The organism is Brumicola pallidula DSM 14239 = ACAM 615 (assembly GCF_000428905.1).
Taxonomy (GTDB): domain Bacteria; phylum Pseudomonadota; class Gammaproteobacteria; order Enterobacterales; family Alteromonadaceae; genus Glaciecola; species Glaciecola pallidula.
In genome coordinates this window covers 181,757-200,976 of the sequence record NZ_AUAV01000008.1, presented here as the reverse complement: position 1 = coordinate 200,976, position 19,220 = coordinate 181,757, and the positions used below count along the sequence as shown (strand labels likewise).

The window sequence follows — 19,220 nt, the reverse complement described above, 5'->3', positions numbered from 1 at the left end:
ATGTCGGACGTTATCAATGATCTTAGTTTAGTAGAAACCGAGGCACTCGTTACCGACGAGGTTACGCAAGGCGCAATTGAAGAAGCTGAACCCTTAGCTGCACTGCAACTGCCATTTAGCTTTGCCAAACGCTTTAAAGTGTTAGTCGAGTCGGCGCACGAACCGGTTAAGGTCTACCATACGCCAAGCACCGAATTGTCTGTATTTGCTGAAGTTCGACGCTTTCTAAAGCAAACCTTTGTGCTTGAAGAAATTGCTGAAAACCGTTTTGAAGAATTGCTGACCAGTAGCTTTCAGCGCGATTCAAGTGCCGCCAAACAGTTAATGGAAGACTTAGGTAACGAAAGCGATTTGCTATCATTAGCCGAAGACTTACCCGACACAGAAGACTTACTTGAAAGTGAAGGCGACGCACCGATTATTCGCCTTATTAACGCCATGCTTGGGGAAGCAATTAAAGAAGGTGCTTCTGATATTCACATCGAGACCTTTGAAAATCAGTTAGTCGTTCGCTTCCGTGTTGATGGCGTGTTGCGTGAAATATTACGTCCTCACCGCAAAATGTCTTCTATGTTGGTGTCGCGTATTAAAGTCATGTCAAAAATGGATATCGCTGAAAAACGTGTACCCCAAGATGGGCGTATAAGCTTGCGGATCGCAGGACGTGCAGTTGATGTGCGTGTATCCACTATGCCCTCGAGTCATGGCGAACGTGTGGTATTGCGCTTACTCGATAAAAATAATGCGCGTCTTGATTTACAAGACTTGGGCATGACCCTAGATAATCGCATTCACTTCTCTGGTCTTATTCGCAAACCACATGGCATCATGTTGGTCACCGGCCCCACAGGCTCAGGTAAAAGTACCACGCTATATGCCGGTTTAAGCGAGATAAATTCTAAAGACCGCAACATTCTTACGGTTGAAGATCCGATTGAATTCGACTTGGAAGGTATTGGTCAAACACAAGTTAACCCGCGTGTTGACATGACGTTTGCAAGAGGCTTAAGAGCCATACTACGCCAAGATCCTGATGTGGTTATGGTCGGTGAAATACGTGATTTTGAAACAGCACAAATTGCGGTACAAGCAAGTTTAACCGGCCACTTGGTATTGTCAACGTTGCATACAAATACCGCGGCTGGCGCCATTACTCGCTTAGAAGACATGGGCATTGAGCCGTTTTTGTTATCGAGTAGTTTATTGTCAGTGTTGTCACAACGCCTAGTTCGCAAATTGTGCAAGGAATGTAAGAAGCCTCACGAACCAACCGTTACTGAGCGCGAAACATTGAATATTGCGAATGGCGAACAAGTGGTTATATATCGCCCCGTTGGTTGCACTGCTTGCAACCACACTGGCTACCGAGGCCGAACCGGTATTCATGAACAGTTGATCGTTGATGAACGTATCCGCGAAATGATGCACGAAGGCAAGGGTGAGCAAGCGATTGAAAAGCACATACGCAAAACCACTCCTTCTATTCGTCAAGATGGCTGCGACAAAGTATTACTCGGAGTCACTTCTTTAGAGGAAGTATTACGAGTTACCAGAGAGGAATAATATGGCAGCCTTCGCATATAAGGCCATGGATGCCAATGGAAAATCCAAAAACGGTGTATTGGAAGGCGATAACGCCCGCCAAATCCGCCAACAAATTCGTGAGCAGGGTTTTATTCCACTTGAAGTTGAGCAAGTAGCTGAGCAAGAGAAGAAGAATCAGGCCTCCTTCTCATTATTTAAAGCTAAGATTTCGGCCAGTGAACTGGCCTTATTAACACGTCAAATGGCGACGTTGATTGAGTCAGCTTTGCCCATTGAAGAAGCCTTACTCGCCGTTGCTGAGCAGTGCGAAAAACCACGTCATAAAAACATGATGATGGCGGTGCGCAGCAAAGTGGTCGAAGGCCACGGATTTGCCGAAGCATTATCTGAATTTCCTTATGTTTTTGATAACCTATTTCGCGCCATGGTCGCCGCAGGTGAAAAATCTGGACACTTGGATACCGTACTAAACCGACTCGCCCAATACACTGAAAATAGAGAAAAAACGCGTAATCAGATTATTCAAGCCTTGGTCTACCCCTTAATAATGATGACTGTTGCTGTTGCCGTTGTGATTATGTTGTTAGTGCAAGTCGTCCCTACTATTGTTGGCCAGTTTGATCAAATGGGACAAGAGTTACCCACCATCACCAACGTTCTTATTACCATCAGTAACGCGGTGCAAAACTACGGAATTTATGCGGCTATTTTGTTTGTGCTAATTATATTTTTAGTGGCGAAACTATTAACTATCCCTCGCATACGATTAAAATATGATAAGAAATTATTACGTATGCCCTTTGTTGGTCGTTTGACAAGGAGCACCAACACTGCAAGATTTGCTCGCACATTGAGCATATTAACCGCCAGTGCTGTGCCTTTATTAGAATCAATGCGCATTGCAGGCAACGTGTTAGAAAACCTTCACCTTAAAGGCGCAGTCAAAGAGGCAGCCTCAAAGGTAAAAGAAGGATCGAGCTTAAGAAGCGCGTTGGACCATGCCAAAATTTTTCCACCAATGATGATGCATATGATTGCATCCGGTGAGCGTTCTGGCGAGTTACAACAAATGTTAGCGCGAGCCGCCGACAACCAAGATAGAGAGTTTGAGTCGACCGTGAGCATCTCTCTGAAAATATTCGAGCCCGTGCTGATTGTTGTTATGGCCGGTGTTGTACTATTTATAGTAATGGCAATTCTAATGCCTATATTGGCATTAAACAGTTTAGTCTAAGAGGTAATTTTTATGAGTAATCAGGCACGTGTTATGGCGTTAAATGAACGCAAACAGGCAACTCGCAACGGCACAAAGCATGAGTTGGGTTTTACCTTAATCGAAATTATGGTGGTACTTTTTATTATCGGTATGATGGCTGCATTTGTGGCACCACAGATTTTCGAAAACCAAGGCACAGCTCAGATCAAAAAGGCGGCTGTTGATATTCAAACGCTCGAAGGTCAACTGGAAATGTTTAAGCTACGCACCAATCGTTTTCCGACCACAGAGCAAGGGTTAGACGCGTTGGTAACCATGCCTACCATTGAACCTATTCCAAGAAATTACCCGAACGAAGGCTTTATCAAACGTCTACCGCTTGACCCTTGGGGGAATCCGTATCAACTGCTTAGTCCCGGCGAAATCGATATCGTTGACATTTATTCTTTTGGACCCGATATGGAAGAAGGTACCGACGATGATATTGGTACTTGGAATATCAACGATTATCTTCAGTAAAAAAATCGACTTAATAAAAGCGAGGGATAACGTGCGCAAGCAGCAAACAGGTTTTACACTCATCGAAATAATGCTCGTACTTGCACTGATGGGTCTAATGATCTCTGTTGTTTCCTATACTGCTCTTGGCACCAACAACTACGACAAAGTCAACCAACAAGCAAAACGCTTTCAAGTCGTATTTGATATGGCCAGTGACTACGCCATATTGAATCAGGTTCAACTGGGCATTCGTATCGATGAAGAAGAAAACACCTATACCTATGTTGCCCTCGATGATGACGACGACTGGGTAGAGTTAGCCGGGCAAAAACTGTTTGAAAGCTATCAATTGCCCGAGGACATGACACTTCAGCTTTTCCTCGACGACTTGCCATGGCAGCAAGAAGAGCAACTATTTGACCGTAGCCTATTTGACGAAGAATTAAGCGTCAGTGACGACGGTGTTGAAATAGGCAATGAAGAGGACATTGTGCCGCCGCCACCGCAACTATTTTTGCTTTCAAGTGGTGACCTTACGCCATTTGAATTAACAATTACGTTTGAGGACACATTCAGCAACGAGGGCCCTATTACCTTTACATTACGAGCCAAAGACGTAACTCCAATAGAACGTATTGTGCCAGAGGACATGCAGCAATGAGTAAAGTATTAACCTGTGCAAAAGGTGTTCAGTTTAAGCCTCAACAAGCTGGTTTTACGCTACTCGAAGTCATGGTCGCTATGTTTATTTTTGCCGTTGCTGGCGCCGCTATTATTAAAACCACGACTGAGCACATCAATTCTGTCGGCAAGCTCGAGGAAATGACCTTTGCCACTTGGGTAGCTAACAATCAATTGACACGCGCGACATTGCAGTCTGAAAACACTTGGCCACCAAAAAATAATGAACGTGGCAGCGTCGACATGCTGAACCGAACTTGGTATTGGAAACAAGAAGTGCAAGCTACTACCGACGAAAAGCTCAAGGCGATTATCATCTCTGTGGGCAATGACCCTGAATATAAAGGCACTATTCTTTCAGTCACTACCTATGTAGCGAAGTCTAATGGGTAGACTCAATAAACACCCAATAAATACTAAGCAATCGGGTTTTACACTGATTGAAATTCTTGTTGCGATGGCTATTTTTGCGTTGATTGCGGTAGGTTCCGTTGCTATGTTGACCGCAGTTTCGGCTAAAAACGACTTATCAGACCAACGCATGCAATCACTGCAGGCAATGCAACGGGCCATGCTGATTATTGAGCGCGACTTTTTGCAAATGGTACCACGTAAGACCAGACTAGAAGGCGAAGTATCAGACACCTTAGTATTTGCCGGTAGGTTCGCCTTTGAAAGTGAAAGCGACGGTTTAGGCTTTGTGCGTTCAGGTTGGCATAATCCACAATTAACCTTACGCAGAAGTACATTACAATCGGTCGCCTACAGAACGCAGAACAAAGAACTTCAGCGTTTATATTCGACTTATGTTGATAATGCGATTGGTTTTGAGCCCAAAGTGCGCGTTTTGCTCGAAGGGGTTGAATCAGTAAGCTTCGAATTTTTAGAAAAATTTGATAAAAAATCATTTGAATGGGAAGAAGCAAAGTCGGTTGATGAACTCCCTATTGCAGTTGCCATTATTATTAAATCGGAAGTCTACGGCGAAATTCGACGCGAATTTAAGGTGCGTCGATGAAGCTAAATCGAGCCAACGTGCAGCGCAAGTATTTATCAAACCTGCAAGCTAGATCACAACGCGGCATTGCCCTTTTAGTTATTTTACTTATTGTCGCTATTGTGAGCGTCCTAGCCACTGAAATGATGGCGCGATTACAACTCAACATAGCCAGAACAGTAAACATCAAAGACAACAATCAAGCCTATTGGTATGCCGTTGGCGCCGAGCAATTTGCCGAAAAATCGTTGAACCAACTCATGACCTTGTCGCCTGATAGTATGAATTTAGGTCAACCTTGGGCTCAAGTATTTGAGTACCCAATTGATGGTGGTGGCATTCAAGCTGAATTAGTTGACTTGCAGTCTTGTTTTAATTTAAACACATTGAGCCTGCCTCAACCTCAGGAACCACAAGATCCAAACAAAGCAGCAAACGGCACGGCTCAAGCTTTTTATAAGCTCATGCTTTTAAGCATCGACGATGTTGACTCATTTACCGCTGACACAGTGCGCGATTCACTCATTGATTGGCTTGATGCCGACGGCGATATTACCGGTTATGGCGCTGAGGACGCAGAGTATGAGTCATTGCGTTTCCCCTATGTCGCAGCAAATGCATTAATGACAAATAAATCGGAATTACGTTTAATTAATGGCATTGAAATGAGTGATCTGCGTAATTTACTACCGCATGTTTGTGTTATTCCTGATTTAGCATTTAACATCATGGAAATAAATATTAACACCGTAACAGAAGAGAATGCGCACGTACTTGGCGCCATCCTGAATATTACGGTGGATGCCGCAAAACGCATTATAGCATCGCGTCCACTGGATGGATTTGCAAATACCAACGACTTTTTCTCTGAACCAGAAATTATGGCCAAACAACTAACCGATGATCAGAAAAAGTGGTTTGTTTTAAAAACAAATTATTTCATGCTATTGACTAAAACCCGTTACAATAATGCGACGTTTAAAATGACCAGCATTTTTAAACTCGATGGCGATAGTGGAAGCGTTAGCGTGATAAGTAGAGAATTTGGAGGCATTAATTAATGGAAAAACTAGCGATCCGTTTGGGTTCAACAGCCCACGACCCTGTTCACTGGTTGGTATGGTCTGATACTGAAAAAGAAATCATTGCATCAGGTGAACTGCCTAATATTGACGCTTTAGCACAACTAAAAGAACGCGCACCTCATGCTGAAGTGGTGTGTATTGTGCCTGGTTGTGATGTGGTATTAAAAACCGTGCAATTACCCGCTAGAGCAAATCGAAAAGTGCTAAACGCGATCCCTTTTATGTTGGAAGACGAAGTTGCGTCAGACATCGCAAAGTCATTTTTTGCATTCGGCAAACGCATCGGTGATTCCCAGCAAGTAGCCGTGGTTTTGCGTGAACAACTTGAATTTTGGCAAGACGCACTAAAACAAGCTGACTTATATTGCGATTTACTGGTTCCCGATACGCTCGCTCTGCCTTATTCAAAAAACACCATTAGCTTATTAAGTTTAGGTCGTCATGAGCAATCTGCATTTATTGTTAGGGCCGATGAATGGACTGGATATCAGGGTGAAAAAAGTTGGACCTCGGTGCTTTTAGAAAGACAATTAAACGCCAAACCACAGTCGGTGGTTACATATTCAGAGCAACAGCAGATTGAGTATTTAGAAGCATTTTTTGCACAAACTGATACCGCGGAGGAAGCTAAAAGCGACGCTCCAACGTTAACAGCAAACTACGATAAGCTGCCGATGCAACTATTGTTGGACGGCGCTTTAGACGCTAACTTTAATTTACTACAAGGCGATTTTGCGCTTAAACGAAAAACCACGGCCCAGTGGGACAAATGGCGCCTTGCTGCCGTGCTCGCGGCCGTCGCCTTGTGTGTCAACTTAGTCAGTAAAACGGTTGAATTAAACTCAATTAAAAGCCAACGCCAAAATATTGAAACGAGCTTACAAAGCAGTATTAATCAAGGCTTTCCTGAGTTACCCAAATCAAGAAATAAAGAAGTTGCGATTAGAAATGAAATGGCACGTCTGGAACAAGGTGGCGGTGGTATCTCAATGTTAGTGATGCTCACTCAAATGAGTCCATCTTTTGCCAACACCGGTGTTACGCCGCAGTCAATTCGTTATGATGCTACGCGCACTGAGTTGCGCATGCAATCGGTAGCCAGTAACTTTGAATCTCTTGAAAAATTTCGCCGCGAAGTTCAAGCCTTAGGCTTTGAGGTTGACCAAGGCGCTATTAATAATAAAGGCGACCAAGTGGTCGGAACGATCATTATCAAAGGCTAAACGCGCTATCACCGGCAGCGGTTAAGGCAAGCGATTAAGGTATGCTACTACTGTATGCCACTAAGGTAAAAACATGAAAAAATATTTTGGATGGTTTTATGCGCTCTCAGAGCGCGAACAAAAAATGGTCAGCTTGGCTGGCATAATTTCCGTCTTCGTGATTTTCTATTTCGCAATATGGGCGCCACTAAACAACACGTTGGCACAGCAAAAAGGCTTGCTTGAAAGTCAAACCGCGTTTGCTGCTTGGGTAGATGAACAGGCTGTTAGAGCCGCCAAATTAAGACAGTCAGCTTCTGGTGCAAGCTTTACAGGTTCACTTACACAACTAGTTAATCAAACCACTCGCACGAGCAACATACAGGTAGCGCGCATGCAACCGGTCGGTGACAACCTGCAAATTAGTATTGATGACGTGTTATTTTCCGACCTCGTCACCTGGCTCGATTTAATTGAGCGCCGCGGCGTTGTTGTCATTCAATCCGACATAACCGAAACAAACAATGCCGGCTACGTGCAAGTTCGTCGCCTACAATTAGGAAGTCGTTAAATGATCGAAATGAAGCCTTGGAAGTGGGTCTTATTAGCTATTTTTACTTATGTAATTTTACTCATTGCTTATATCCCTGCCATTCACATAGTTAACTACGTGCAAACTAATAATCCTTCATTACCTGTCGCGTTAGGTAAGGTTGAAGGCACATTGTGGACCGGTAAAGTAGACCAGATTATTACTCAAGGTATTGTTATGAATAACGTAACCTGGGAGTTATCGCCTTGGTTTTTATTCCTTGGTCAAGCAAATATTGACCTTAAAGGCGGCAAAATTAGAGAAAGCGAGCAAGCGTATGTGAGGGGCAATATTAGTGCGTCGCTGTTTAATCCAAAAAATGTAAGCGCACACGACTTAAAAGTATTTTTACCTGCACGCAGCGTAATGGCACAAGTACGACTACCCGTTCCCGTGACAGCCGATGGTCGTTTTAGAGTTGATATAAAAGAATTTGAGTTCGACAATGCATGCGTCAACTTAACTGGCAAAGGAAGTTGGTTAAAAGGCACGGTTAGTGGTCCTACGGGCGTGATTGATTTCGGCAATTTCGATGCAAATCTTGCTTGTGAAGGCGACCAATTTGCAATACAAGTGATGCCACAGAACAAACTAAACCTTGATGCCACGGTATTATTGTCTGTTTCTGGAAAATACAAAATTAACGGGCGGTTTAAGCCCTCAGATGATATGCCAAGAGAAGTCCATCAAGCAGCTAACTTTTTCGGAGCAGCGGATAATCAAGGATTTCGTAAAATCGACTTATAGAGGGCTTCATTATGCTCAATATTAGCGAACGATAGTCAACGATCCTGCCTTTATTAATGCAGCCGTTTGGAGTCATTAAACAAACAGTTCAGGGTAAAAGAACGCACTTAAAGTCAATAATGTCGCGCTCACATAGATACTTTCTCGCGTCTCTAGTCCATTGGTTAGTTGGCCAATGGCACCGCCTTTTTGCTTAATGTTTACCGTATTGAACATATTGTCCATTGCTGGGCCCAGCTCTTCGCCCATTTTAAGCTTTTGATATATTTGATCAGGCAATGGCAGTGATGCCGTTCTGCCAGTCTGCCGCTTTTTTGCATTGGCAATACAGACCACAGCATAGGTACTAGGGATATCATCTAAAATATCCACACCACCTTCATAACTCACGTAGTAATCTGCCTCATAGCGTTGTTGGCAATACGTCACTCGATTAACAGCGCCATCCCGAGTTTCTTGAGTACTCATCGGTTGGTCACTGACTAAGGAAGGCGCATCAACGGTAATGATTTCAATTTCATCATTAGCATAGGCCATACAAAAACTCTTTCGAACCGCTTCAATTTTAACCGGATTTTTAGACGCAATGATAATTTTCATAATGCTTTATTACTTCCTAAATTTGCAGGGCTAGATAAATGACTGTTGCTGTACCTTATATAATATCGTCCAACAAACGCAAATAGTCGTTAGTCGTTACATGCCCATGTAACTCGTTTTCTGGCATTTTGCTATCCGGGTTGGTAATCCCTAGGGTGTATCCAATACCGTACTCTTTTGCTGCATCTAGTATCACTTGGCTGTCGTCTACAAATAAGGTTTTTGCAGGATCAAACTTTAGATGTGCTTGAAGTTTCTGCCATAATAATTGAGACTCCTTAGTCACACCAAACTGATGCGTCGAAATAAGCTCATCGATATGCTCATCCAATTGTGTTTTTTCTACTTTTAACGACAAACTTCCGGGGTGTGCATTCGTCACCAATACCACTTTTTTCTTGTTTGCTCTTAATGCATCTAAAAACGGCAGTGTATCGGGACGAAGGCTAATTAAATCAGCTATTTCACGCTTCGCCTCAACGATATCCAAATCCAATTGCTCGGTCCAATAGTCGAGGCAGTACCACTGTATTTGACCTTGTACTTTGGCACAGGAATCGCGCATTTCTTGCCTGCATTGTTGTAAACTTTTACCGTGTTTAAGAGCCAGCTTTAACGGAATATGTTCAAGCCAAAATTGGTTATCAAAATGCAAATCGAGCAGTGTTCCATCCATATCGAGTAAAACAGTTTCTATGTTATGCCAAGGTAAGAGTGCCAAGCGAATTTCCTTGTGATAATGTAGCGATATGAGATGTTAACGAACCCATAGTTTATCGTGAATTCGGAGTGAGTAAAATAGATAATAAAAAAGAGTTACCTACAATTCATAAGACCGAAATAGTTGCTAAATCTAAGTTTTTCAAAGTAGAAAGGCTTGACCTTGAATTTAGTAATGGCGCAACACGCGAGTTTGAGAGAATGGTCGGCGGTGGGCGCGGCGCGGTAATGATTGTGCCATTAAAAGATGCTGATACCATGCTACTCATTCGTGAGTATGCCTGCGGTACGCATTCCTATCAACTTGGTTTTCCTAAAGGCTTAATTGACCCAGGCGAAACCCCAGAGCAAGCAGCTAATCGAGAGTTACAAGAAGAAGTCGGTTACAAGGCCAGCAAATTACATGCCTTGCACACAGTGCACATGGCGCCGACATTTTTTGATGCGAAGATGCATATTTTAATTGCTGAAAACCTGACACCGCAATCATTAGAAGGCGATGAACCTGAGCCTCTCGATGTTATCGAGTGGCCGGTATCAAAAGCTGATGAATTACTCGCAAGAGACGACTTTGTTGAAGCCAGATGCATAGCCGCATTGTTGTTATTACAAAAGTGGATGAAGGAAAATAGTTAAGTGCATCATTCTATTGCAGAATTACTAGAAATTGCCAAAGAAGCAGCCTGTATTGCGGGTCAAGAAGTACTGGATATTTACGACAAAGGCGTTTTTGAAGAATATGAAAAAGAAGACGAGTCGCCAGTAACGAGTGCCGATTATCGCGCTAACGACATCATTATGAAAATATTGAAAGAACAAACGCCAGATATTCCGGTGATGTCCGAGGAGACCCCTCAACTGCCTCTAGCCGAACGCGTAAAATGGACTCGATATTGGCTTGTTGATCCCATTGACGGTACGCAAGAGTTTATCGCCCGTTCAGGCGATTTTGCAGTAAATATTGCGCTTATTGAACATAACAAGCCGGTAATTGGAGTTATTTATTGGCCTGCCGGCGAAACTTTGTATTTTGCAAGCAGAGACCACGGTGCCTATAAACGCTGCAATATCGAAACTAAAAAGATTAACGTTAGGGAGTTTAAGGTGCCCAGCGAAGACGTGATCATGATCGCTATTAGTCGCCGACAATCGCGCGAAAAAGTGTTTGAGAGAATGTCGCAAAAACGCGTTTATCAGACTCTACCTGCTGGCAGTTGTTCCTTAAAAGCCTGCTTTATTGCCGAAGGCAAAGCCGATGTTTTCATGCGCTTAGGTGTTACTGGTGAGTGGGATACAGGCGCATCTCAATGCATTATTAACGAGGCGGGCGGAAGAATTGTCGCCGCTACATTTGATGAACTCAGTTACAATCAACGCGACTCAGTCGAAAATCCAGACTTCGTTGTCCTTGGCGACCAGCGTGTTAATTGGAAAGGCATTATTCGTTATAAGTAGTTAGCTTATAAGTAGTTAGCTTATAAGTAATTGGGTAATTAGCAAAGCACGACAATACCGGTTTTCTTGGATGACTTGGTGCCGTGCTTATATCTATATTTACCAGCTACAAACTTTCTAGGAATGCCAACAATGCAAGCTGATTTTCAGTTGTCATTGCCGCGTATGCTTGTTTGGATGCTTCGCCTTCCCCACCATGCCACAAGATAGCTTCATCGATAGTACGAGCTCTGCCATCATGCAAATAACCAATGCGAGTATCATCATCACTTCGACCCGCTAACGAAACTTCATCGTTTCCTTTTGCGTCACCTAACATAACACTTTTTGCATGGCCCAAGCCCCAAAGTGCAGCCGTACGCCACTCTGCACCAGAAGCAGATCCTTCAGCCAAGGTATCTGCCAGCCCTTCTCCCATATCGTGCAAGAGTAGGTCAGTATAGGGTTGAATAGTTTGATTTCGAAGCTCTGCCAAAGGATGAAAAGCGCTCGTCGTCATTGACGGCCGATGGCAGTTTGCACAACCTGCATTTTCAAATAATGTCTCGCCACTGCTAACATCATAGTCGCGGCGAGCACCAACACCGAGTAGACTTAGGTACTTAACCAGTTTGTCTAGCTCTTGGTTTGATAGCTCAATATCAGCACTTCCACAGTCTTGCTGCTCACTGCCACAATCAGGATTAGGCTGCATCGAGGTCATTACGCCGATATCGGTATTAAATGCACTAGCACTTTGATGTTTTACGCTAAAAGTACCTGCTTTGTAACCAAAACGACCGAGGCGTTGAACCCCCGTTGTTGGATCCTGGACTATTGAAGCTCGTCCCGAAATTCCATCGTTGTTGTTATCGTTGCTATCTACCCAACTTAGTATTTGTTCTTCTGGTACCGCTTCAAGTAAACCTAATCCAACCAGTTGCGGGGCTATTCGTGCGGAAAACTGAGCTGGAGTACGCCCAGAAAAAACATAGTTAGGTGAGCGTAATCCGTTTGCATGTTCAGTCCATTCACCGAGTGTTACGTTTCCTTCGGGAGTTCCGTTTGACTCTATTTTCGGTTGTAATACTCGTCCTATTAAACTGTCTGGATCACCATTTTCATCACCTACTTTGAATACCCACTTATCTAAGCTGCCGCCCACATCTTCAACCAATGCTTTACCATTTCTAACATGGCACCCCGCGCAAGAATGGTTGATATAATGATTTCCTATTTTACCAATTTGTTCTGTCCATACTGGGTTGTCGCTTCGCTCGTCATGCGTGCCGTCGTCAAAATTAGTATGGTGGACACGTCGACCTTCGACAAAAGCCTGTGCATTGTGGGAACTTAAGTTGGTCGCCATTTGCATAAATCTGCCTGCGGGCTCTTCGCTATAATTAAAACCAAGAGTTGTATTTCCTCCCAATAGGCCCTGAGATGGAATTGGGGTTCCATCATTTGAGCCACCCTGGTTTTCAATATCCCGTTGCCATTCAAAAGGAACCACACCAAGTTGCCCAACAACATAGACAAATGAGGTGCCATAATAATTTAAACGCGCACCAGCAGGCGGATTAAGTAAGAATTGGCTGACTTCAAATTCCATGTTAGTACCCGTTGCAAGTGCTGTCTGTACTTGACCTCCAGTTGCCCACTTGTTAACAATATCGAGTGTATACTTGTGTTGCGTTCCCTCATCACTAATTTTTTCAAAGTTATCGTTCCAAGTTCCTTTACCAACAAACACAACGCCGGTTTCATTTTGACTTACCTTTTCTTCCTCTTTTTGTGGGTTGAAGTGGAATTGGCCTGTCGTATTGCGACCCCAGAACCAGACTCGAAATTCTCTGGCACCTAATTTCGCTTCAGTAATAAAGGTCGCTCTAATCAAGCTTTGACCGCTTGGAACATAATCTTCAAGCTGAATTCGAGCCGTTCTAAACTGCCAATAGTGAGCTAGGTAATGGTCGTAGTGGTCTTGAATTGTAATATCTTTAGCGTGACGATCCCTGCCGCGGTCACCAATTCTTGTTACCAATACGCCGTCATCTCGAACAAAACGGCTCAGCGGCTCTAGGACAGTATTTTCATCAAACAACGCAACTACGCTTTGCGCGCTGCCATCTTCAGGAACAGTGCAACCGGTTGAATCGACAACATCTCCCGCAGGCGAATTTAAACAGGCGTCAGTGGAATCGACAACGCCATCATTATCTCCATCTTGAACGATCGGAAGCGGTTCAGGGATCGCCACCGGTGTTGCGCTACCGGAGTTGCCGCCACAAGAGGATAAACAAAAAATAACAGTAGCGCTTAATAATAGGGTAGATTTCATGAATATCCTGAGAATAAAAGTGGTGCCGATGGCGTCGCATAAAAATGAAACAAAAATGTAACATAAATGTTAATTATCGAGTAGGAAATACGATGGAAGGGTTTTCTTTAGGGTTAGGAGGGAGATAAACGCGGAGATACTCACTACTATATGAATACAACCACTTTATTGACACTGAATTAATTGTTACAGACATTTTGCTTATTGAATAATGATAAAAAGCAATCGCATTGTATTTGATGCAAGCTTAGGCTCGATTGTGAGCAAAGATTATTATTCGCCACGTAAGCGGGTCAAAAGATTGGTCATCTTTGGAACTTTTTAATGAATACCGGCGAAAAATAGATGACGTTATTAACGATTATCGTAATGTAATATCTACCGATTAACTATGCTCCCACGAAATATCTAGACCACTTACCTAATACTAATTTGCAGACATAGGCAGTGAAAACGCTGATAACGAGCACAAGTACTAGGTTTAAAATGGCGATTAACAGAATAAGCGCGAAACTTACCGGAACGGCGATTTTTTGGATACACCAATACGAGGATGTACCAAAAAAGAAAATCTCGCTCCTCCGGTGATCAAGTTCTTAGCAACTAAAGCAATGAAGAATAGAGCTATTTGCGCTGGCTCTTAATGTTTGCTTTGTCGGTTTATTAAGACTACGAACAAGTACCATGTACAGACCGCTAAATGACCAAAGCAAAAACTGCAGCCCAACAAACAAGATTAGCTATCGGTGATATTGACGCATCACAGCTACCATTTAAAACTCACTAAACTGCTTCCTCAATTGCGCTCGCTTATACATTAAATAGATCACGGGTAAAATTAGCAAGGTTAGCAGCAGTACACTAACCATTCCGCCGACCATTGGTGCTGCAATTCTACTCATCACCTCTGAGCCTGTGCCGACACCATAAAGTATCGGCATTAGGCCTATGATAATGGTCGCTGCAGTCATCATCACCGGTCGCACTCGCATTGCAGCGCCATGCAATACGGCGCTAAACAAGCTATCTCGGGTGGGTTGTATACCTTTTTCACTGCAATCTTTAAGCATGCTATTGAAAGACTGGTTTAAATAAACCAACATAATAACGCCTATTTCAACGGCCACCCCCGCTAAAGCAATAAAGCCGACACCAACAGCAACCGAGAAATTAAAGCCTTCCAAATATATCAACCAAATACTACCAATCATTGCTAAAGGCAGCGTACCCATAATCATGGCAACTTCAGCAATATTTTTGAAGTTTAAATACAATAAAACAATAATGATCATTAAAGTCAGCGGCAACACATATGACAATTTTTCTTGGGCTCTAAGCATGTACTCATATTGTCCTGACCATGCTATTGAATATCCCGCAGGTAAATCAAGTTGCTCATTCACCGCAATTTGAGCAGCGGCAACATAACTACCTAAATCAATATTCTCAATGTCGATAAAAACCCAACCGTTGGGTCGTGCATTTTCACTTTTAATGCCCGGCGGACCGTCTTCAATAAATATATTGGCAACATCAGCAAGCGCAATACGTTTTCCTTGCGGCGTAACAATCGGTAGTATAGCCAACGTTTCAGGAGAAGCACGGTAGGATTGTGGATAACGGATATTTACGGGGTATCTTTCTAATCCCTCTACGCTTTGGGTCACATTCATGCCACCGACAGCACTGGCTACGACTGATTGTACGTCGGCAATATTTAAACCGTAGCGTGCGGCTTTTTCACGTTGAATATCAACTTTGATATAACGCCCACCGGCAACGCGCTCTGAGTAAACTGATGCGGTGCCTTCAACTTCACTTAGTATTTTTTCAAGCTGTTGGCCAATTTTTTGAATTTCATTCAGATCTCGTCCACCTATTTTAATACCAACAGGGGTCTTAATACCCGTCGCCAACATATCGATACGGGTTTTAATCGGCATTACCCAAGCGTTAGTTAAGCCAGGAATAGTTAGCAAACTATTAAATTCATCAATCAGAGATCCCGTGGTTAGTCCTTCACGCCATTGCTCTTTGGGCTTTAATTGAATAAAACTTTCAATCATAGTTAGCGGTGCTGGATCGGTTGCTGTTTCGGCGCGCCCGACTTTTCCAAAGACGGTCTCAACTTCTGGAACACTGTAAATAAGCTTATTCGTTTGTTGTAGAATTTGTCTCGCTTTGCCAACAGATATACCTGCATACGTGGTCGGCATATACATTAAGTCGCCTTCATCCAGAGGCGGAATGAACTCGCTGCCAATTTTGTTAACAGGCCAAAAACCCACAAGCAGCAAAAGTAAGGCTGCGAACAACGTAGCTTTAGGGTTACTCATCACTGTTTTAAGCGCGGGTAAATAGATCCAGGATAAAAACCGATTAACTGGGTTTTTATGCTCTGGAAGTATCTTGCCGCGAATAAAGTAGCCCATTAATACCGGCACTAAGGTAATGGCGAGTACCGCAGCCGCGGCCATAGCATAAGTTTTAGTATAAGCAAGGGGCGCAAACATCCGTCCTTCTTGGGCTTCGAGCGTAAACACGGGTAAAAAACTAACCGTGATAATGAGCAAACTTGAAAACAATGCAGGCCCAACTTCAGTGGCAGAATTAATGACTATTTGCCATCTATTTTCATTCGTAAGGGGTGTCTTTTCGATGTGCTTGTGCATATTTTCTATCATTACAATAGCACCATCAATCATCGCACCGATTGCAATAGCAATGCCACCTAAGGACATAATGTTGGCATTGATACCTTGAAAATACATAATGATAAAGGCAATAAAAATACCGACGGGCAAACTAATGATGGCAACCATCGATGAGCGAACATGAAATAAGAACGCAATACATACAAGCGCTACTACAATGAATTCTTCGACCAGCTTACTACTTAAGTTATCCACTGCGCGCTCTATTAATGCGGAGCGATCATACACCGGAATTATTTCAACCCCTTCGGGTAAGCCCTTTTTCAATTCGTCGAGTTTTATCTTCACGGCATTAATGGTTTGCTGAGCGTTTTCGCCAAAGCGCATCACTACAATGCCACCAACGGCTTCACCTTCGCCATTCAGTTCAGTAACGCCACGACGCATTTGTGGACCAACAACCACGTTGGCAACATCCTTAATTAACAAAGTAGCACCTTTGCCGTTAGTGCTAGCACCTAATGGAATATTTTCAATGTCCTGTTGGTTTTGAATATAACCGGTTACTCGCACCATGTATTCCGCTTCGGCCATTTCAATTACTGAAGCGCCTATCTCTTGGTTACCGCGTTGAATTGCTATTTGTACATGCGACAACGGAATGCCATATGCGCGCAGTTTTTCAGGGTCAACTGTTACCTGATATTGTTTAACCATGCCGCCAGCGGAGGCGACTTCAGAGACACCAGGAACGGTTTGTAACTCGTATTTTAGAAACCAATCCTGCAAACTTCGCAGCTCACTGATGTCGTGCTGCCCCGTGGTATCGGTCAACGCATAAATATATACCCAACCCACGCCTGTTGCGTCTGGCCCTAATTGAGGTTTGGCGTTGTCCGGCAAACTCGGCGTGACTTGTGACAGATATTCAAGAACACGGCTTCTTGCCCAATATAAATCGGTATCATCATCAAAAATGACATACACAAATGAATCACCAAAGAACGAAAAACCTCTCACTGTTTTCGCACCCGGCACCGACAACATGGCCGTAGTTAGCGGATAAGTTACTTGATCCTCGACTACTTGTGGTGCCTGACCCGGATAGCTAGTTTTAATAATGACTTGCACGTCAGACAAATCTGGAATGGCGTCAATCGGTGTGTTTTTAAGCGTGACTAAACCACCACCGACGATAATAAAAGTGCACAATAGTACGAAGAATCGGTTATATACCGACCATCTAATAATAGCCGCAATCATGCTTTAATACCGACGACTTCGAACATTCCTGATACCGGTTTTTTGAGTGATACCTGCATCGTCTTGCCCGCTTCTAATTTAGTGAAATCGACCTCCTCAGCGACCATAAAAATCATGCTCATACCGGGCATTTCCCAAGCATCGATATCTTCATGCGTTAGTCGCACCATCCTGTCCTCTGGCATGACATCATCAACAGTGGCTTGAACCCATACAGCGGCGCTCATGTCGTCCACACCTTGGCTCTGCATATCACTCATATCAATTATCCCGTACGTATGATCATTCTCAACATGCCTGTCCGTTTGAGCAGACAGATCCGCGTCGCCACCAATACGGATAAAATCAGAGCTAATACTACTTTCAGAGTCCAATAAAAATTGAGCTGAGGTTACGACTAAATCATCCTCCATTAAGCCGGACAAAATTTCAGTGTAACTGCCTGTTGGTAATGGTTCGTGCATTGTTATGCCAGGCGCAGATGCAGGTAAGCTTGCATTAACCTCAACAACATTTCCTATCAGCACCTCCACCGACTTGAACTTACCATCGCCTAAGGCTAGTACAACTCGATTTTGCGACCCGGTGCGGATCACGGCTTCTGACGGTACAACGATGTTGGGTTGCTCGGCAGCACCGCCATTCATTGGAGGCAAACTCGTAAAAATACTTACTTGAGCAAACATATTGGGCTTTAAGAAATAGTCCTCATTGTTAAATCGCAACCTAACACGGAGTGTGCGGGTGCTTGCATCCAAAGTAGGATAGATATAATCTACTTTTCCTCGCCATGTTTTACCGGGTAGATATTCCATTGTCATCAGTACTGGCAATCCTAGCTTCACTAAGTTTGACTGACGTTCAAAAACCTCTGCATCAACCCAAACTTCATCCAAAGCACCAATGGACATAAGTGTCATACCCGGCTTGACGTATGAACCTTCACGGATATTGAGGTTGTCAATAAAACCAGTTTGCGGGGCAGGAAATACAACCGTTTGCTGCACTTTTTCAGACGCAATTAATTTTTGAATAGCAGCCTCAGGCATCTGTAGTGCTTTTAAACGAGATTTTGCAGCTGCCATTAAGTTTTTGTTAGCGCGCCTTACTGCCAGTAAAAACTCATCCTGTGCATTCACTAATTCAGGTGAATATAGCGCATATAATGGCTCTCCTTTTTTTACATATTCACCAGCAGCTTTAACATTCAGTACTTCTATCCAACCCTCAACACGGGGTTGAACATGCACCAGTGTGTCTTCGTTATACTGCACGTAACCCAATGTTTGTATTGTTAAATTCAATAACTTGCGTTGTACTTTAGCGGTTCTTACACCCAAATTATTCACCACATTTGGGTTAATCTTAATCGTTCCCGGGCTAGCTTGCTCATCACCACTAGCGGTATTTTCATATACCGGCACCAAGTCCATACCCATCGGCGATAAGCCAGGCTTGTCCCGTTTAAAATTTGGATCCATCGGCGCCACCCAATACATGGGTTCGTTAGGTGTGTTTTGAAGGCGGTCTGAGGACAGACTGTTTGGCTCCAGCACAAACGTGGCGATAGCGACGGTTAAAGCGACACCAACCGCCAAACCTATTCCAAGTAAGGTAAGAGTTGACAAGGACCGACGTTGAG

General features: G+C 43.5%; 17 protein-coding genes. 12 read left to right on the top strand and 5 right to left on the bottom strand.

Translation table 11 applies throughout. The features are described from left to right. The 10 genes from gspE to G399_RS0102440 all read left to right on the top strand — a co-directional run bounded on the left by gspE (position 1) and on the right by G399_RS0102440 (position 8,566). The gene (gene gspE / locus G399_RS0102485) at positions 1-1,563 is read left to right on the top strand and encodes a type II secretion system ATPase GspE (protein WP_006009358.1); all 1,563 of its coding nucleotides are present in this window, start codon (positions 1-3) and stop codon (positions 1,561-1,563) included. Position 1,564: 1 nt separating this feature from the next. Further along, the gene (gene gspF / locus G399_RS0102480; RefSeq protein WP_006009357.1) at positions 1,565-2,779 is read left to right on the top strand and encodes a type II secretion system inner membrane protein GspF; all 1,215 of its coding nucleotides are present in this window, start codon (positions 1,565-1,567) and stop codon (positions 2,777-2,779) included. A 33-nt stretch (positions 2,780-2,812) separates the two neighbouring features. Next, entirely contained in the window at positions 2,813-3,280 is a 468-nt protein-coding gene (gene gspG / locus G399_RS0102475; RefSeq protein ID WP_051288465.1) for a type II secretion system major pseudopilin GspG, read from the top strand. After that, entirely contained in the window at positions 3,240-3,923 is a 684-nt protein-coding gene (gspH, locus tag G399_RS0102470) for a type II secretion system minor pseudopilin GspH (protein ID WP_006009355.1), read from the top strand. The genes gspG and gspH overlap by 41 nt, the downstream gene beginning before the upstream one ends. Then, the gene (gene gspI / locus G399_RS0102465; RefSeq protein WP_006009354.1) at positions 3,920-4,336 is read left to right on the top strand and encodes a type II secretion system minor pseudopilin GspI; all 417 of its coding nucleotides are present in this window, start codon (positions 3,920-3,922) and stop codon (positions 4,334-4,336) included. Before gspH ends, gspI begins: the two co-directional genes overlap by 4 nt. Next, positions 4,329-4,961, top strand: coding sequence for a type II secretion system minor pseudopilin GspJ (gene gspJ / locus G399_RS0102460; RefSeq protein ID WP_006009351.1), 633 nt, complete (start codon positions 4,329-4,331; stop codon positions 4,959-4,961). The genes gspI and gspJ overlap by 8 nt, the downstream gene beginning before the upstream one ends. Continuing rightward, the gene (gene gspK, locus G399_RS0102455) at positions 4,958-6,001 is read left to right on the top strand and encodes a type II secretion system minor pseudopilin GspK (RefSeq protein WP_006009350.1); all 1,044 of its coding nucleotides are present in this window, start codon (positions 4,958-4,960) and stop codon (positions 5,999-6,001) included. Before gspJ ends, gspK begins: the two co-directional genes overlap by 4 nt. Further along, on the top strand, positions 6,001-7,248 hold the full coding sequence (gspL, locus tag G399_RS0102450; protein ID WP_006009347.1) for a type II secretion system protein GspL: 1,248 nt from the start codon (positions 6,001-6,003) through the stop codon (positions 7,246-7,248). The genes gspK and gspL overlap by 1 nt, the downstream gene beginning before the upstream one ends. 73 nt (positions 7,249-7,321) lie before the next feature. Continuing rightward, complete coding sequence (gene gspM / locus G399_RS0102445; protein ID WP_006009345.1) at positions 7,322-7,798, top strand: type II secretion system protein GspM; 477 nt, start codon at positions 7,322-7,324, stop codon at positions 7,796-7,798. Next, positions 7,799-8,566 (top strand): type II secretion system protein N, encoded by a 768-nt coding sequence (locus G399_RS0102440; protein WP_006009343.1) that lies wholly within the window; start codon positions 7,799-7,801, stop codon positions 8,564-8,566. It abuts the gene before it with no gap. A 75-nt stretch (positions 8,567-8,641) separates the two neighbouring features. On the opposite strand, the gene yjjX is transcribed toward G399_RS0102440, so the two are convergent. Next, positions 8,642-9,166: an inosine/xanthosine triphosphatase gene (gene yjjX / locus G399_RS0102435; protein WP_006009341.1), complete on the bottom strand. Its 525-nt coding sequence runs from the start codon at positions 9,164-9,166 to the stop codon at positions 8,642-8,644. Positions 9,167-9,221: 55 nt separating this feature from the next. Then, positions 9,222-9,887 carry a GMP/IMP nucleotidase gene (yrfG, locus tag G399_RS0102430; RefSeq protein ID WP_006009339.1) on the bottom strand — a complete coding sequence of 222 codons (666 nt, stop codon included), beginning with the start codon at positions 9,885-9,887 and terminating at the stop codon, positions 9,222-9,224. A 68-nt stretch (positions 9,888-9,955) separates the two neighbouring features. Here yrfG and nudE point away from each other — a divergent pair, with 68 nt between their 5' ends. Then, on the top strand, positions 9,956-10,522 hold the full coding sequence (gene nudE / locus G399_RS0102425; protein WP_006009338.1) for an ADP compounds hydrolase NudE: 567 nt from the start codon (positions 9,956-9,958) through the stop codon (positions 10,520-10,522). Continuing rightward, a complete protein-coding gene (gene cysQ / locus G399_RS0102420) occupies positions 10,523-11,341 on the top strand; it encodes a 3'(2'),5'-bisphosphate nucleotidase CysQ (RefSeq protein WP_006009335.1) in 819 nt (272 codons plus the stop codon). Between the two features lie 106 nt (positions 11,342-11,447). Here cysQ and G399_RS19995 read toward each other — a convergent pair whose 3' ends face one another. The 3 genes from G399_RS19995 to G399_RS0102400 form a co-directional block, all read right to left on the bottom strand. Further along, entirely contained in the window at positions 11,448-13,661 is a 2,214-nt protein-coding gene (locus G399_RS19995) for a di-heme oxidoredictase family protein (protein ID WP_006009333.1), read from the bottom strand. A gap of 773 nt (positions 13,662-14,434) precedes the next feature. After that, positions 14,435-17,578, bottom strand: coding sequence for an efflux RND transporter permease subunit (locus G399_RS0102405; protein ID WP_006009327.1), 3,144 nt, complete (start codon positions 17,576-17,578; stop codon positions 14,435-14,437). Then, entirely contained in the window at positions 17,575-19,206 is a 1,632-nt protein-coding gene (locus G399_RS0102400) for a copper-binding protein (RefSeq protein ID WP_081697509.1), read from the bottom strand. The genes G399_RS0102405 and G399_RS0102400 overlap by 4 nt, the downstream gene beginning before the upstream one ends. Positions 19,207-19,220 lie beyond the last annotated feature (14 nt).